Source organism: Bradyrhizobium shewense (assembly GCF_900094605.1).
Taxonomy (GTDB): Bacteria; Pseudomonadota; Alphaproteobacteria; order Rhizobiales; family Xanthobacteraceae; genus Bradyrhizobium; species Bradyrhizobium shewense.
Genome location: NZ_FMAI01000014.1, coordinates 73,585 through 87,978, shown reverse-complemented (window position 1 = coordinate 87,978; position 14,394 = coordinate 73,585). Strand labels below are relative to the sequence as shown.

16 protein-coding genes are annotated in these 14,394 nt (G+C 64.6%); 11 read left to right on the top strand and 5 right to left on the bottom strand.

The window, feature by feature from the left end; translation table 11 throughout:
- Positions 1–98: 98 nt before the first annotated feature.
- The 8 genes from GA0061098_RS25200 to GA0061098_RS25165 all read left to right on the top strand — a co-directional run bounded on the left by GA0061098_RS25200 (position 99) and on the right by GA0061098_RS25165 (position 6,545).
- Positions 99–920, top strand: a complete 822-nt coding sequence (locus tag GA0061098_RS25200) for an outer membrane beta-barrel protein (protein WP_091962795.1) — start codon at positions 99–101, stop codon at positions 918–920.
- Positions 921–949: 29 nt separating this feature from the next.
- Positions 950–1,189 carry a hypothetical protein gene (locus GA0061098_RS25195; RefSeq protein WP_091962791.1) on the top strand — a complete coding sequence of 80 codons (240 nt, stop codon included), beginning with the start codon at positions 950–952 and terminating at the stop codon, positions 1,187–1,189.
- Positions 1,190–1,529: 340 nt separating this feature from the next.
- The gene (locus GA0061098_RS25190) at positions 1,530–2,738 is read left to right on the top strand and encodes a sensor histidine kinase (protein ID WP_091962787.1); all 1,209 of its coding nucleotides are present in this window, start codon (positions 1,530–1,532) and stop codon (positions 2,736–2,738) included.
- A gap of 60 nt (positions 2,739–2,798) precedes the next feature.
- Complete coding sequence (locus tag GA0061098_RS25185; RefSeq protein WP_018318087.1) at positions 2,799–3,422, top strand: response regulator; 624 nt, start codon at positions 2,799–2,801, stop codon at positions 3,420–3,422.
- Positions 3,423–3,590: 168 nt separating this feature from the next.
- The gene (locus GA0061098_RS25180; protein ID WP_028143785.1) at positions 3,591–4,226 is read left to right on the top strand and encodes a response regulator; all 636 of its coding nucleotides are present in this window, start codon (positions 3,591–3,593) and stop codon (positions 4,224–4,226) included.
- Positions 4,227–4,356: 130 nt separating this feature from the next.
- Positions 4,357–5,703 carry a hypothetical protein gene (locus GA0061098_RS25175; protein WP_165637587.1) on the top strand — a complete coding sequence of 449 codons (1,347 nt, stop codon included), beginning with the start codon at positions 4,357–4,359 and terminating at the stop codon, positions 5,701–5,703.
- Positions 5,704–5,715: 12 nt separating this feature from the next.
- Positions 5,716–6,225: a DUF2249 domain-containing protein gene (locus tag GA0061098_RS25170; RefSeq protein WP_091962782.1), complete on the top strand. Its 510-nt coding sequence runs from the start codon at positions 5,716–5,718 to the stop codon at positions 6,223–6,225.
- On the top strand, positions 6,222–6,545 hold the full coding sequence (locus tag GA0061098_RS25165) for a metal-sulfur cluster assembly factor (RefSeq protein ID WP_038949673.1): 324 nt from the start codon (positions 6,222–6,224) through the stop codon (positions 6,543–6,545). The genes GA0061098_RS25170 and GA0061098_RS25165 overlap by 4 nt, the downstream gene beginning before the upstream one ends.
- 36 nt (positions 6,546–6,581) lie before the next feature.
- Here the strand turns inward: GA0061098_RS25165 and GA0061098_RS25160 are convergent, their stop codons facing one another.
- A complete protein-coding gene (locus tag GA0061098_RS25160) occupies positions 6,582–7,178 on the bottom strand; it encodes a UbiX family flavin prenyltransferase (RefSeq protein ID WP_091962779.1) in 597 nt (198 codons plus the stop codon).
- A complete protein-coding gene (locus tag GA0061098_RS25155; RefSeq protein WP_165637586.1) occupies positions 7,175–8,704 on the bottom strand; it encodes a UbiD family decarboxylase in 1,530 nt (509 codons plus the stop codon). Before GA0061098_RS25155 ends, GA0061098_RS25160 begins: the two co-directional genes overlap by 4 nt.
- Before the next feature lie 100 nt (positions 8,705–8,804).
- On the opposite strand from GA0061098_RS25155, the gene ubiT reads away from it, so the two are divergent.
- From ubiT to ubiV, 3 genes are read left to right on the top strand one after another with little or no spacing between them, the layout of a single operon-like run.
- Positions 8,805–9,350, top strand: coding sequence for a ubiquinone anaerobic biosynthesis accessory factor UbiT (ubiT, locus tag GA0061098_RS25150; protein ID WP_091962773.1), 546 nt, complete (start codon positions 8,805–8,807; stop codon positions 9,348–9,350).
- Positions 9,350–10,327: a ubiquinone anaerobic biosynthesis protein UbiU gene (ubiU, locus tag GA0061098_RS25145; protein ID WP_165637599.1), complete on the top strand. Its 978-nt coding sequence runs from the start codon at positions 9,350–9,352 to the stop codon at positions 10,325–10,327. The genes ubiT and ubiU overlap by 1 nt, the downstream gene beginning before the upstream one ends.
- A 27-nt stretch (positions 10,328–10,354) precedes the next feature.
- Complete coding sequence (gene ubiV / locus GA0061098_RS25140) at positions 10,355–11,287, top strand: ubiquinone anaerobic biosynthesis protein UbiV (protein ID WP_091962769.1); 933 nt, start codon at positions 10,355–10,357, stop codon at positions 11,285–11,287.
- A 21-nt stretch (positions 11,288–11,308) separates the two neighbouring features.
- Here ubiV and GA0061098_RS25135 read toward each other — a convergent pair whose 3' ends face one another.
- The 3 genes from GA0061098_RS25135 to GA0061098_RS25125 are packed head-to-tail and all read right to left on the bottom strand — an operon-like array spanning position 11,309 to position 14,383.
- Positions 11,309–11,935, bottom strand: a complete 627-nt coding sequence (locus GA0061098_RS25135; protein ID WP_091962767.1) for an FMN-dependent NADH-azoreductase — start codon at positions 11,933–11,935, stop codon at positions 11,309–11,311.
- Positions 11,936–11,938: 3 nt separating this feature from the next.
- A complete protein-coding gene (locus GA0061098_RS25130) occupies positions 11,939–13,513 on the bottom strand; it encodes an isochorismatase family protein (protein ID WP_091962764.1) in 1,575 nt (524 codons plus the stop codon).
- A gap of 21 nt (positions 13,514–13,534) precedes the next feature.
- Positions 13,535–14,383: an N-acyl homoserine lactonase family protein gene (locus GA0061098_RS25125; RefSeq protein WP_018318076.1), complete on the bottom strand. Its 849-nt coding sequence runs from the start codon at positions 14,381–14,383 to the stop codon at positions 13,535–13,537.
- Positions 14,384–14,394: the final 11 nt, after the last annotated feature.

Here is a 14,394-nt window from a genome sequence, read left to right as displayed (position 1 = left end):
TGATCAACCCGTGATTTAGTCGAAGAACATTAACACGCCACAATCGTGTCACAGCCTGACGCGAATCCCGATGCACGCGACAGCCATCGAGGGACGCCATGCGAAGGTCCAGGAGTCTTCTGCCGATCTTTGGTCTGCTCGGCGCAAGCACGGCAGGCGCAGCCGACCTTGATGTCACCGAGTTCAAGACGATCGCGGCCCCTGTACCTTACACCTCCACACCCACCTGGAGCGTCGTCGGTTCCATCGCGCCCACCTTCACCGACAACGCCCTGTTTAGCCGGGACAACCGCAAGTCGGACGTTTACTACGTGCCCGACGTGAGCGTCCGGCTGGACGGGAACCTCAGCAATGACCTGTCGTACCGCCTCTATGCGCGGGCGCAATATGAAGCGTTTTCGCGGGAGAAGGACGGCAATTTTGCCGTCGCGCGGATGGGCGGGCGCCTGACCCAAAACTGGGACGGCTGGCGTTTCTCCGCCATTTACGAGCATCGCTACGATTTTGACGGTATCTACCGCGACCTGGCCTTCACCTCGGACGATGTCATGGGCTCGGTTGCCCGCGACTTCCGCTTCAACAACGCGACGTTTTCGCCATTGCTGCTCCTGACCTATCGATTTTCCGACCTGGCGGAGGCGCGCCGCTGGCGCTTCGACGCCGTGCTCGGTATCGAGGTCAAGCTCGATTCCAAATGGTCGATTGTCAGCACGCCACTGTTCGAGGCTTACTGGTTCACCGACGGGCTCAATCGCGGACGACACGATCAGCTCTATTCGGCAGACGTCGGTCTGAAGTATAATTTTGCGAGCAATGTGTCGCTCACGACGACCGTGCTGTACGAGGCGCGAACGTCGAACGTGCCGCTGCGGCGATATAGGGACGTTCGCATCGGCCCTCGTCTGGACTTCGCATTCTGAGAGGTATCCGATCGATGCACGCAAGAGGCTTGTCGCTGTTGATCGGCATTGTCGTGGGCATCGCGGCGGCATCCGTTGCCGCCGCCGATCCGCGCGACGCCGTCGATCGAAGCCAGCGGCTTGATACCGATGCGCTTCGGGACGATGCTGCGACAAACCGTCTGACGCCGCCATCGCATCCCCTGCAGATTGCACCGCCTCCGACGACTCCGAAAGCAGGGACGGAACGCAGGAGGAAGTCGGGCGCAAATGGTGGCGGCAGCCGCTAGCGCCTCGCTACGTTGGTAGGCATAGCCGCCTATCGGCGCGGGAGTTCGCTGTCTCGGAACTCCGCCGCTCGGAATCCCGCATTTTTAATCTCTGTTGCGCTAAATTCGAGCGCTTCCGCAGGGCACGAACCGCTTTGTCGCGCAGCGCAGACGCCGCGTCGCGGATTCAAGATTTTAATCCCATGGAAATGCTACCTCTTGTTGTGGGTCAATTCCAGGGTGTATAGTCGGATCGGCTCCAAGGCGCGTCCGCGAGCCGGCGAGGGGAGAAGTCCCCGAACAGGCGAGCGGACACAGGCGATGCTGTTGTCAGCGTCGCGATGTCGCCGGAGAAGAGTGAGTGCGTATCGTGAAGGTACATGTCGCCCCCGCCAGCGAGTCGCATCGAACCGGCCTCGGGAACTGGCTGCGGACAGGTTCGGAACAATCGATCGAAGCGCTCTATTGGACGTTTTCGGCTGATCTCCTATTCGTCGTGCGTCCGTCTCCTGAAGGGCGCTTCGTCTATGAGGCGATCAATCCGGAGTTTGGGTCCCGGCTCGGTCTCTCGCCGGAAGACGTCTACGACATGGATGTGTTCGATTGCATGAACGCAGACGACGCTAGAATCGTCTGCCAGGCGCTGGGGGCGTGCGTTGCGGAAGGAGCGGAGATCAGGATCCGGCAGCGTCTCGCGTTCGGCGGCACGCCCCGGAACGTCGAAACGGTAGTAACTCCGGTCGTTCAATCTTCGTGTGGTGGTGCGGTTCGCTTGATCGGCAGCCACCGCGCCCTGCGCAGCCGCGCGTTCGAGAGCGGTGTCGGACAGGGCAACGGGCTCGACGTGAATCTCGGCCTGGTATCGATCCAGGAAGGCATCCAGCAGCGGATAGCGTCCGATCTCCACGATTCGACCTGCCAGCACCTGATTGCCGCGAGTCTCGGTCTCATGCGGATCCGAAGCAGCATCGGCGAACCGGACTTGGCCGAGCGGCTCTGCGACGAAATCGATGCATCGATCGATGAAGCCCTCCGGGAAATCCGCGCCTTTGCCTATCTGCTGCATCCCCGGAACCTCGCCGGTGAGGGCCTGAAGGCTGCGATCGAGCGGTACGCTGAGGGATTTGCGGCGCGCACGTCGTTGCGCGCGAGTGTCAACATCGTGCCGGATGTGGATCGGTTGCCTTACGAGACGAAACGAACGTTGCTGCGGGTCGTCCAGGAAGCGCTGACGAACGTCTTCCGTCATGCGAACGCGACCGAGGTGGCCATCGTCATCGACACCGCGGACGGCCGGTTTCACCTGACGCTCAGCGACAATGGACGTGGGCTCCCGCCGGGTTTCGGCAGGAGCGCGGTCTCTGTTGGTGTCGGAATTCCGGCGATGCAAGCGCGGCTGCACGAGATCGGAGGTACGCTCGACATCCAATCCAGTCGCGCGCCCCGGCATGCCGGCACGGTGCTGTGTGCAGTATTTCCCTATGCTCCCCCGGCGAACAGGGCCAATCGCCGCGGGGCCACGACAAATGCAAGGGTCCGCGCAGGCGCACAATCAGCGAAAAAACACTAACCGCGGGGCGGCGGGCCGGGGTCACGGCCCATCGCCGATGCGGATTCGGAGTGCTCTGCCATGAAGCGAATTCTCATCGCGGACGATCATGAGGCGGTACGGTCGGGCTTGCGGGCGGTGCTCGAGCAACGGGTGGATTGGGAGGTGGTCGCCGAGGTGAATGACGGCGGCATGGCGGTAGCAGCCGCGATCGAAAGCCGGCCCCATGTCGCCATCGTCGACTTCTCGATGCCCCGCATGACCGGCGTCGAGGTGGCGCGGCGGATCAGAGAGTATCCGCTGCAGACTGAGGTGCTGATTTTCACGGTGCACAATTCGGGCTTGCTTGCCCAGCAAGCATTCGAGGCGGGGGCGCGTGCATTCCTGGTGAAGTCCGACGCCAACAAGCTGCTTGTCGCAGCTGTCGAAGCCTTGTTGCTGCACCGGCCATTCTGGCCCCGGAAGACCGAACTCGACCATGCGCCGCGGACCAACGGCGAGCGGCATCACGAACTCACGGCCCGCGAGCAACTGGTCGTCAAGCTGGTCGCGGAAGGATACAGCAACAAGGGCATCAGTGCGATCCTCGACCTCAGCGTCAAGACCACCGAGGCCCATCGGGCAGCAGCGATGCGCAAGCTGGAGGTGAACTCGACGGCGGGGCTGGTCCGGTACGCCGTTCGGACCGGGCTGGTCGAGGCTTGAAACGGCGATATTCGCGAGCAATACGGGCGTCGGTACCTTCGCCGGGAGATATCAGGGTTTTGTGGGATAACGATTCCAGCCACGCTCCCTATGATCGTTCGACTGTGCTGCCGGTTTGCTGCCGGTATCGGCCCGGAAGCGCAAGGGTCGGCCAACGGGAACGACGCGGTGAAACGCATCTTGATTGCGGATGATCATGAAGTTGTGCGTTCCGGGCTGCGTGCAATCATCGAAGCGCATTCCAGCTGGATCGTGAGCGGCGTGGCGACCGATGGCGAGCAGGCGGTCGCGCTGGCGCTCGAGACCAGGCCGGACATCGTGATCGTCGACTACTCCATGCCGGTCATGAACGGGTTGGAGGTCAGTCGCCGCCTCAAGGCGCTCCACCTTGGCGCGCAGGTCCTGATCCTGACGATGCACGAGAGCGAAGAGCTTCTGACCGAAGCCATTCTGGCCGGGGTGCGCGGCTTTCTGTTCAAGTCAGACGCACGCAAGCACCTCATTTCCGCCATCGAGGCCCTGCTCGACGGCAGGCCCTACTTCACCAGCATCCTGCTGGAGAGGCTGCTGCACGACTACCAGGGCAACAAGGAGAATCGGGCCGACATGCTGCTGACGTCACGCGAGCAGAGCGTGGTCCAGCTGATCGCGGAGGGGCATACCAACAGGTCGATCAGCTCCATCCTGAAACTGAGTGTGAAGACCGTCGAGACCCATCGCGCCTCGGCCATGCGCAAGCTCCGGATGTCGTCCACCGCTGAGCTCGTCCGCTATGCGATCCGCAAGAAGTTGGTCTTGCCCTGAACAGATGCTGATGTCGGCAGTCGCGAAAGGCGCCGGAGTTTGCGCCTCGACAAAGTGGTGGTGACTGCAACCGCTTACCTTTTCGGGTGCTGACACGGGGTTTCGTGTTGCGCGCGATGGGAAGCAAGCCGTGATTGGAACCAGCCTCTGTAAATGGGTCATCAGCTACTTCGCGGTCGCTATCGTATGGCTGCTGCTCGCGGAAGTGCTTGTTGTCGCCGGGTTCGGCTTTCCGAACCACGACATTGGCGGCCCGGACACGCTCGTCATCGTGCACATGGTTAGCATCGGCTGGTTGAGCACGGTCCTGTGTGGCGCGCTGTTCCAGTTCGTGCCGGTGCTGGTCGCAAGGCCGCTCTATGCTGAGCGCTGGACGCTGCCGGCTCTGGCGCTGCTGACGTTTGGGCTGACCATCCTGCTCGCGGGCTTCCTGACGCTTGGCGGGCACTTCGACGGGCCGCCCCGGCTGCTTCCGGTCGGCGCGAGCCTGCTGATTGCCGGTTTCGCGTTGGTCGTTGCCAATCTCGGCATGACACTCTGGTCGGCCCGCCCGCTGCCGAGGCCTGCGCGGTTCGTCGCAGCCGGGCTTGCCTGCATCTGTGTCACGGCGGCATTCGGCGGCATGTTCTCTCTGGTGCTGTCCGGAGCCGCTATCGGCGCGCAATGGCCGGACCTGCTGGTGTCGGGCGTTCCGATCCACGCGATTGCCGGGCTTGGCGGATGGCTGACCTTCACGGCCATGGGCGTCAGCTATCGCCTGCTGGCGATGTTCATGCTCGCGCCCGACGGCGATGCGCGGCTGGGCCGGCTGGCCTGGCTTGCCGGCGTTGCCGCGCTGGCCGTCGGAGCTGTCGGCGGCGTGCTCGCACTCTGGCGCGCGACCGGCGTGAATTTGGCGCTTCTGCTGGCAGGAGCCGCGGCGCTGCTGTCGCTAATCGCCTACGGCCGCGACGTGCTCGGCCTCTACAGAGCCCGCAAGCGTCGCGCGCTCGAGCTCAATACGCGCATGAGCCTCGTTGCGCTGGCAAGCCTGGTTGCGGTCGCAATCCTCAGCGCCGCGTTTGTTGCGACCGGTTCTCTCCCGTCGCATGTCGGAGCGCTCGCCTTTCTCGTCGCATTCGGCTGGCTCACTGGCCTGGTGCTCGCCAATCTCTACAAGATCGTCCCGTTCCTGACCTGGCTCGAGACCTACGGTCCGGTGATGGGCAGAGTGCCGACGCCCCGCGTGCAGGATCTCGTTGACGAGCGCCGCACGTTGAAATGGTTCGTGCTGTTCTTTGCCGGAAGCTGGGCGGCAACCTTGATGCTCCTGGTCGACGCGGCGCTCGGTTTCCGCGTCGCCGTCGCGGTCGTGACGCTTGCGACGCTCGGCCTGGGCGAGGAGCTCATCAGGGCAAGACGGCTTGCGGACGTGGCGGAGCCGCTGCGCCTGCCGACGGGAGCAGTCGTGCCCCATCTGTTGGTCTTGCGAAACTGAAAGGAGACTGCAATGACCCAATTCATCGACGTCGATGTCCGGCCGATCCTGCGTGCAGGCGGCGAGCCGTTCTCGATCATCATGGCCGCACTCGAGCGGCTCGAGCCCGGGGAGGGGCTGCGGCTCTATGCCCCCTTCAAACCGGTGCCCCTGTTCGACGTCATGGCGAGCAAGGGCTTTGCGCATCGGGAGGCCGAACTCGAAGGCGGCGAATGGGAGATCCGATTCATGCCGGACGACGGCTCGTTCGGAGCGGCTGAACCGGCGCCCGCGGCGTTGAGCGGTGGCGATTGGCCGGAGCCCGTGGTTCATCTCGACAACCGCGACCTCGATCCGCCGGAGCCGATGGTGCGGATTCTGGCTGCAATGGAGCGGCTCGCCCCCGGACAGACGCTGTGCGCCTTGCTCAGTCGTGAACCGGTGTTCCTGTTTCGGGAGCTGACTAAGCGCGGCCATCAGTGGCGCGGCGGCTTCACGCCGCAGAAGGACACATATCAACTGACAGTGAGGGTTTGCGCATGACGATCAACGACGACGATCTCGTGGCTCAGATAAGGCAGGCGCTGAAGGTCGTGATCGATCCGGAGCTCGGGCACAACATCGTCGATCTCGGCTTCGTCTATGATGTGTCGATCGACGACGGCGCGGCGCACATCACCATGACGGCGACGACACCAGGTTGTCCCGCCGCGTCCTTTCTCAAGGAGGGCGTCGCCAACAGCGCGTGCCTGGTCCCTGGCGTGGAATCGGTCGACGTCACCATGACGTTCGAGCCGCCCTGGCAGCCCTGGATGATCTCGCCGGGCGTCAAGGCGTCGCTCGGTTTTGCCGAGGTGAACTGATCCGGCGCGGCGGCTTTGCCCGGAGCCGTCCGCTGTCTACACGCCGTCGGCGCCCGGGCCGGACCAGATCCTTGCCGGTATTCGAAGCTTTGCAAGGTCGAGCAGGTTGATCGCCCGGGCGGCGATCTGGTCGATCACCTCATCCAGCGACTGTGGTTTCAGATAGAAGGCCGGCATCGGCGGCGCGATGATCGCGCCGATCTCGGTCGCCTGCAGCATCGCGCGCAAATGGCCGAGATGCAGCGGGCTCTCGCGGACCAGCAACACCAGCCGGCGCCGTTCCTTGAGCTGCACGTCGGCCGCACGCGTCAGAAGGTTGTCGAGCTGCCCCCAGGCGATGGCCGAGAGCGTGCGGATCGAGCACGGCGCCACAATCATGCCCGCGATCGGATACGAGCCGCTGGCGATCGCGGCGCCGATGTTGGAATGAAGATGGTGGCGGAAGGCGAGGGCGCGCAGCCGCGCCAGCGCATCGCGCCCCACTTCTTCGTTCAGCGTATGCTCTGCCGCGGGCGAGACCACGAGGTGCACCGCGTAGTGTGGATCATCGGCCAGCAGCTCGACGATGCGCATGCCGATCGCGGCGCCTGAGGCGCCGCTGATGCCGACGATAATGCCTTGCCGCCCGCTCATGTGAGGACCGGAGCACGTGCGGGCGCGCCGGACAGGTCGAGGTTCGCCCACATCGCATCGACACGCGTGACCACGGCGGGATCCATGGCCAGCGGAACGCCCCAGTCCCGATCCGTCTCGGGGGGAATCTTGGTGGTGGCGTCGATGCCGAGCTTGCCGCCGAGCCCGGATTTCGGCGAGGCGAAGTCGAGATAGTCGATCGGCGTGTCGGTGAGCGTTACGAGATCGCGCGAGGAATCGCTGCGCGTCGAGACCGCCCACATCACGGCGCGCCAGTCGCGGATGTCGATGTCGTCGTCGACCACGATCAGGAGCTTCGTGTAGCTGAACTGCGGCAGCATCGACCACAGGCCCAGCATCAGCCGCCGTGCCTGGCCGGGATAGCGTTTCTTGATCGCCGCAATCGCGATGCGGTAGGAGCAGGCCTCCGGCGGCAGCCAGCAGTCGGTCACCTCGGGGAATTGCTGACGGATCAGCGGCACGAACAGCTGGTTGAGCGCCTCGCCGATCCGCGACGGCTCGTCCGGCGGCCGGCCCGTGAAGGTCGAGAGGTAGACGGGCTGACGTCGGCTGGTGATCGCCGTCACGCGCATCACGGGGAACTGTTCGACGGAATTATAGTACCCGGTGTGATCGCCATAGGGCCCCTCCGGCGCGGTTTCGGTCGCGGAAACAAAACCCTCGATGACGATTTCGGCCTCGGCTGGGATCGCGAGCGGGACCGTGAGGCATGGCGCGAGGTCGGGCCGTTCGCCGCGCAGGATGCCGGAGAAGCGCAGCTCGGACAGCGTCTCGGGCAGCGGCAGCACTGCGGCAAGGATCGTGGCGGGATCGGCGCCGATGACGATCGCGACCGGCATGTCGCGCCCGATCGCCTTCCATTGCTGGTGATGCCGGGCGCCGCCGCGATGCGCGAGCCAGCGGATGATGGCGCGGTCGCGGCCGAGCACCTGCATGCGGTAGACGCCGACATTCTCCTCCTGGTCGGCCGTCGCGGATTCCGTCGGCACGGTGATCACGAGTGGCCAGGTGATCAGCGGCGCCGGCTCGCCGGGCCAGCAGATCTGGACCGGCAATCTTGCAAGATCGACGTCGGGTCCCATCGCGACGCAGTCCTGCACCGGGGCCGCCGCGCGCGTGCGCGGGCGCGTCGACAGCGCGGCGCGCGCGAGCGGGATCTTGTCGAGGGCATCCCTGATGCCGTGCGGCGGTCGCGGTGCGCGAAGCTCGGCCATCAGCTCGCCGAGCTCTCCGAGACGGTCGGGCGTGATGCCCATTCCCCACGCGATCCGCTCGACCGTTCCAAGCAAATTGGTGAGGAGCGGCATCTCCGACGGGCTGCCGTCGGCCTTGACGGGCTGCTCGAACAATAATGCCGGTCCATGCGCGCCGAGCACACGCCGATGGATCTCGGTGATCTCATGGACGACGGAGACCTTCTCGCGAATGCGTCGCAACTGTCCCCGGCCTTCGATGAAGCGCAGGAAGTCGGACAAGTCGCGAAAGCGCGGCACATCACGTTGCAACTGGACAAGCTCCCAAAAAATGAGAGCTAGCCGGGTTGTTTTCGGTCTTCATTGTTCCGGGTCAAATACAGCGGCGTGCAATCCGTCCAGATGTGTGGCCATGAATGATCCGTCCGCCGCATCGCCCGGCCCGTTGCCGACGATTCCGCCGCTTGTCGCATTGGCCATGCGTCCCCTGCCTCTGCTGCCGCTGCAGCTCGTTCTCGCCGGCGTCCTGCGGCGGATCCATCGGCGCAATCCTGCAATATTCGACCGGCTCGGTGATCACGCGCGCGCGCGGTTCGGTATCAAGCCGATCGATCTGCCGTTCGCCTTCGTGGTCGAAGCCAGGCCGCCGCGCCTGTCCGTCGTGCGTGACTTGCCGCGCGGCCTGGATGCGCGGATATCGGCTTCGCTCGCCAATCTGCTGGCGCTGCTCGAAGGCAGGGTCGATGGCGATGCCCTGATGTTCTCGCGTGAGCTCGTGGTCGAGGGCGATGTCGAGGCGGTGCTGGCACTGCGCAATGCGATCGACGACGCCCAGCTCGATCTCGCCGCCGAGGCGTCCTCTCTGTTTGGCCCACTGGGCGCGCCGGCGAGGCGCGCCTTCGAGGCCGCCCGTGGCCGCGTGATCGGTTCCTCGGGCCAAGGCGGGCAATCGAGATGATGGAGCTGATCTGTCCTGCCGGTACGCCGGCAGCGCTGAAGAGCGCGATCGATGCCGGCGCCGATGCAATCTATTGCGGCTTCAACGACGAGACCAATGCGCGCAATTTTCCGGGGCTGAATTTCAGTCGCGACGAAATGCGCAAGAGCATCGCACTGGCGCATGGCCGCGGCGCAAGGGTCCTGGTGGCCATCAACACCTTCCCGCGTGCCTCTGCCGTCGATATCTGGCATCGCGCGGTAGACGATGCGGCGAGCGCGGGGGCCGATGCGCTGATCCTCGCCGATATCGGATTGATGGATTACACGGCGAGGCGCCATCCGAACCAGCGCTTGCACGTCTCGGTGCAGGCCGCGGCCGCCAATCCCGATGCCATCGCCTTTTACGCTGAGAATTTCGGAGCGCGCCGCGTCGTGCTGCCGCGCGTCCTGAGTGTGCCTGAAATCGCCGAGATCACCCGGGAGTCGACCTGCGAGACCGAGGTCTTCGTGTTCGGCGGCCTCTGCGTCATGGCCGAAGGGCGCTGCTCGCTGTCGTCCTATGCGACCGGCAAGTCGCCGAACATGCAGGGCGTCTGCTCGCCGCCGAGCCATGTGACTTACGAACAGACTATGGATGGGACGAAGTCCAGTCTCGGCGGCTTCACCATCAACCGGTTCGCCGTGAGCGAGCCCGCCGGCTATCCGACGCTGTGCAAAGGGCGCTTCTCGACCTCCCAGGGCGCCGGCTATATTTTCGAGGACCCGGTCAGCCTGGACGCCACGGCGCTGCTTAAAGGCATGCGCGATGCCGGCGTGACCGCGCTCAAGATCGAGGGCCGCCAGCGCGGCCGTGCCTATGTCGAGAGCGTGGTGCGCCATTTTCGCCATGCGCTCGCCGCGCTCGAGAGCGGCAGTGAGGCGGACATCGCAAGCCTGAAGCCGTTCACCGAAGGGCAGGCCTCCACGCTCGGCGCCTATCGCAAGACCTGGCGCTAATCTTGTTGACTATGTGAGGTCCGGAAGATGCAACTCAGCCTCGGTCCAGTTCTGTACAATTGGGCGCCGGAACGCTGGCGCGACTTCTATTTCCGGATCGCCGACGAAGCACCGGTTGACGTCGTGTCCGTCGGCGAGATCGTCTGCTCGAAGCGCTCGCCGTTTTTGGCAGACCACATCCCGGCCGTGGTCGAGCGGCTGCAGAACGCAGGCAAGCAGGTGCTGCTGGGCTCGCTGATCCTGGTCTCGCTGCGGCGCGAGCGCCGTCAGACCGACGAGCTCGCGGCGGCAGAAGGCGTGCTGGTCGAGGTCAATGACCTGACCTGTCTCAGGGCGCTCGCAGGCCGGCCGCACGCCATCGGTCCCTTCGTCAACATCTACAACGAAGCGAGCGCGGCCTTTCACGCCGCGCGCGGGGCGAGGCGCATCTGCCTGCCGCCGGAATTGCCGCTGGCCTCGGTGGCGACGATCGCGAAGGCTGTTCCCGACATTACGACCGAGGTGTTTGCGTTCGGCAGGGTGCCGCTGGCCATCTCCGCGCGTTGCTATCATGCGCGCCTTCACAAGCTCGCCAAGGACAATTGCCGCTTCGTCTGTGAAAAGGACCCGGATGGACTCCTCTTGAACACGCTGGAGCAGCAGGACTTCCTGACCATCAACGGCGTGCAGACGCTGTCGCACACCTGCGCCAATCTGCTGGGCGAGGCCGGCTTACTGCACGAGAGCAACGTCGGATCACTGCGCCTGTCGCCGCAGGATTGCGACATGGTCGTCGTCGCCAAGGCCTTTCGCGACGTGCTGGACGGTCGTGACGATGCCGATGGCGGCAACCGCCGGCTTGCTGCGGCCTATCCTGGTGTGCCCTTCTCGAATGGCTTCCTGTGGGCGGAGCCCGGGCACGTCTATCGTCAGGCGCGGTCAGGGGATGCGCAAGGCTCAGCGCAAATCGGGACTCTCTAGCGAGTCCGGCGTCGCGGGTGCTCAGAAATTCGCGGCCATTGCGGCCAGACGTCGATGCGCCCTATCCCGCGCAGCGTCGATCGGCTGCCGCGGCCCAGTGGTTGGCCCGATCGGCACGAAACGGACATTGTCGATACCGATGAAGCGCAGGATGTCGCGCAGGTAGGGCGTTGCCATGTCGATGCGGCCGCGGTTCATGCCGGTGGCAAAGTCGCTGCCGCTGGCGAGAATCACCAGCGTCGGCCGATCCTTGAGCAGCGGGAGATAACCCTGTGACGGGTCGAACCGGAACGTCAGTCCGGGCTGCACGATGACGTCGAGCCACTGCTTGAGCTTGTAGGGAATGCTGAAGTTCCACATCGGCGTCGAGATCAGCACGCGATCGGCCAACGAAAACCGCAGCGCCATGCGTTCGGCCTCGGCAAAGCTGTCGCGTTGCGTGTCGTTGAAGGCTTGCCCGTTCATCCGTGCATATTTGGCCTCGGCGATGGGTCCTGAGAATTCCGGCATCCGCTCCCGCCAGAGGTCCACGACATCGAGGTCCCAGTCCGGCCGGACCTGACGAAAGCTGTCAAGAAAGACGCGCGCGCCGGCACTCGACTCGGAGTCAGGGCGCGGCGAGCAGGAGAGGTGCAAAATCTTTGCCACCGCTCATCCCAGCGCTTTGATAACGGCATCTGCCCTCGTGACGATCGCGACGTTCTGCATGGCGAAATTGATCGACGCATTGTGCCAGTCGGCATTCATGGTCGAGCAGCAATCTTCGGGGACGATCATGAAGTAGCCCTTGTCTGCCCCGGTGCGGGCGGTGTGCTCGACCGACATGTTGGTCCAGGCGCCGGTGTTGATGATCATGTCGCGCCCGGTCGCCTTGAGGATTGTCTCCAGCCGCGTGCCCTCCCACGCGCTCATCCGCATCTTCTCGACGACGAAATCGCCGGGCCGGGGCTTGAGGCCGGAGACAGGTGCCGCTCCCCAGCTTCCGCGCACCATCGCCTTGCTGTCGACGAGACCTTCGAACAGCGGTGCGTTCAGCGTAACACCGGGTGCGCCCGGCTCGACGACGAACCAGACGTGGATGATGGCGACGCCGCGGGCCCGCGCGGTCTCCGCGAGGCGGCGGACATTCTCGACGACATGCTGCTGCTTCGCATGCCCGGGAGCGCCTGACTCGGCGAAAGCGCCGCCGTCCATGATGACGTCGTTCTGGAGGTCCTGGATGATCATGGCACAACGCTGCGGATCAAGTCGCATGTCGCCGTCAGCGAGGATAGGCGCCGCCGGCGAGGCGGTTGCCGTCTGGCCGCCGCCGCTTCGCCGGCCGCTCATGTAAGGCTCATGCCGCGGGCCGACCTTGGTCGGAATAGCGTAGACCGAATGCGTCGAGGTCAGATACAGCGTGCGGAAATCCGGCCCGCCCCAGGCGAGGTTGGCGACCATCTCGGGCACGCGGACCTTGCCGAGCAACTCGCCGCGCGGCGAATAGACCCAGACGCCGCCGGGCGCGGTGACCCAGACATTGCCGTGCTGATCGCACTTCATGCCGTCGGGCAGGCCGGCTTCGAGCTCGGAGCGGATGCCGCTTGCGAACACCCGCGCATTCGACAGCGAGCCGTCGGCGTTGACGTCGAAGACGCGGATCAGCGCCTGCACGGTGTCGTTGACATAGAGCAGCTTCTCGTCCGGCGAGAAGCACAGGCCGTTCGGCTGGTCGAACAGATTGCGCTCGACCACGAGCTTCGGCTCACCGCCGGGCACGAGGCGATAGACGCCCTGGAAGCCGAGCTGGCGCGGGCGCTCCACGCCATAGACCGGCATGCGGCCGTACCAGGGGTCGGAGAAATAGATCGCGCCGGAGGAGTGCACGCAGACGTCGTTCGGGCTGTTCAGCTCCTGGCCCTGGAAGTGCGAAGCCAGCACCTCGCGCCGCCCGTCCGGCCGTTCGCGGATCAGCGACGAGGTCGCGTGCTCGCAGACGATCAGATTGAGCTCGGCATCATAGGTCATGCCGTTGCACTTGTTGGAGGGACGCTTGACCTCGGCCACGCCGCGCCGCGCATCCCAGCGCCGGCGCACGTCACCCGGCATGTCCGAGAACAGCAGATAGTGATCGACCGGATGCCAGATCGGCCCCTCCGTGAAGTCAAAGCCGGTGCCGACCTGCGCGACCGGCGCATAGGGGTCGATCAAAGTTTCGAATTCGCTTCGCAAGGTGACGTGCGTCATCGGTCGATCCCCAAGATCATCTCAAGCCGGGAACCAGTTGCGTGCGGGCAAGGACTGCACGATCGGGCCGGGGACCTGATCGTGCAGTCGCCCGACGACGTTGCCGCCTTCGATCTTGGCGGGGCGGTCGTGCACCGGCAGCAAATAGCGCGAATTGCTCAGGAGCTTCTTGATCGAGGCCTTCTCGGCGCGCTTGCTGGTGCCGTGGTTGCCCGTCGTGCGCGGCTCCCAATCGTGGATCTCGTTGAAGGGCGTCACGATCTGGTCGTTGAAATCGTAGATCACGTCGCCGCAGATGGTTGCAATTCCGTCGGCCGTCTCAACGATGACGTTCATCGAGCCCTCCGTATGCGCATTGGCGGCGTCGCAATAGACGCCGGGCATCAGCTCGATCGGGCCGGTAATCTCGAGGTCGAGGAAGCGCAGCGCGCTCTTGGTGTGCAGCCGGTCGATCAGGTGCTTGATGTCGGGCGCCGGATATTGCGGATGCATCAGTCCGGAGACGGAATATTCGAGCTCCTTGCGGTTGAGCACGACGGTCGTGTTCATCGGGAACAGATCGTCCTTGCCGGCATGGTCGATGTGCAGATGGGTGTGGCAGACGAAGCGGACGTCGCCCATGCGCACGCCGTGGCGCGCGAGCTGGTTCTCGATCATGTTCTCGTGGTACTGCAGCCCGCGCATGCCCAGCGTCTCCATGATCTGGTTGGAGCGGTAGCCGGTGTCGACCACGACCGGATATTTCCCCCCGAGAATCAGGAAACCGAGGGTGAGGACGCGGCGGGTGCGGCCGCAGTCGCGGCCGAGAACCAGAAAGCTCGATTCCAGTTCGATATCGCCATAGTCCAGGATCTTGATCTCCAGCGCCATTCGTTGCCCTC

What these genes read in the sequence shown, in the direction of transcription:
- GA0061098_RS25200 (WP_091962795.1), top strand. Translation starts at nt 99, where the DNA reads ATGCGAAGGTCCAGGAGTCTTCTGCCGATCTTTGGTCTGCTCGGCGCA.
- GA0061098_RS25185 (WP_018318087.1), top strand. Translation starts at nt 2,799, where the DNA reads ATGAAGCGAATTCTCATCGCGGACGATCATGAGGCGGTACGGTCGGGC.
- GA0061098_RS25170 (WP_091962782.1), top strand. Translation starts at nt 5,716, where the DNA reads ATGACCCAATTCATCGACGTCGATGTCCGGCCGATCCTGCGTGCAGGC.
- GA0061098_RS25165 (WP_038949673.1), top strand. Translation starts at nt 6,222, where the DNA reads ATGACGATCAACGACGACGATCTCGTGGCTCAGATAAGGCAGGCGCTG.
- GA0061098_RS25160 (WP_091962779.1), bottom strand. Translation starts at nt 7,178, where the DNA reads ATGAGCGGGCGGCAAGGCATTATCGTCGGCATCAGCGGCGCCTCAGGC.
- ubiT (WP_091962773.1), top strand. Translation starts at nt 8,805, where the DNA reads ATGAATGATCCGTCCGCCGCATCGCCCGGCCCGTTGCCGACGATTCCG.
- ubiU (WP_165637599.1), top strand. Translation starts at nt 9,350, where the DNA reads ATGGAGCTGATCTGTCCTGCCGGTACGCCGGCAGCGCTGAAGAGCGCG.
- ubiV (WP_091962769.1), top strand. Translation starts at nt 10,355, where the DNA reads ATGCAACTCAGCCTCGGTCCAGTTCTGTACAATTGGGCGCCGGAACGC.
- GA0061098_RS25130 (WP_091962764.1), bottom strand. Translation starts at nt 13,513, where the DNA reads ATGACGCACGTCACCTTGCGAAGCGAATTCGAAACTTTGATCGACCCC.
- GA0061098_RS25125 (WP_018318076.1), bottom strand. Translation starts at nt 14,383, where the DNA reads ATGGCGCTGGAGATCAAGATCCTGGACTATGGCGATATCGAACTGGAA.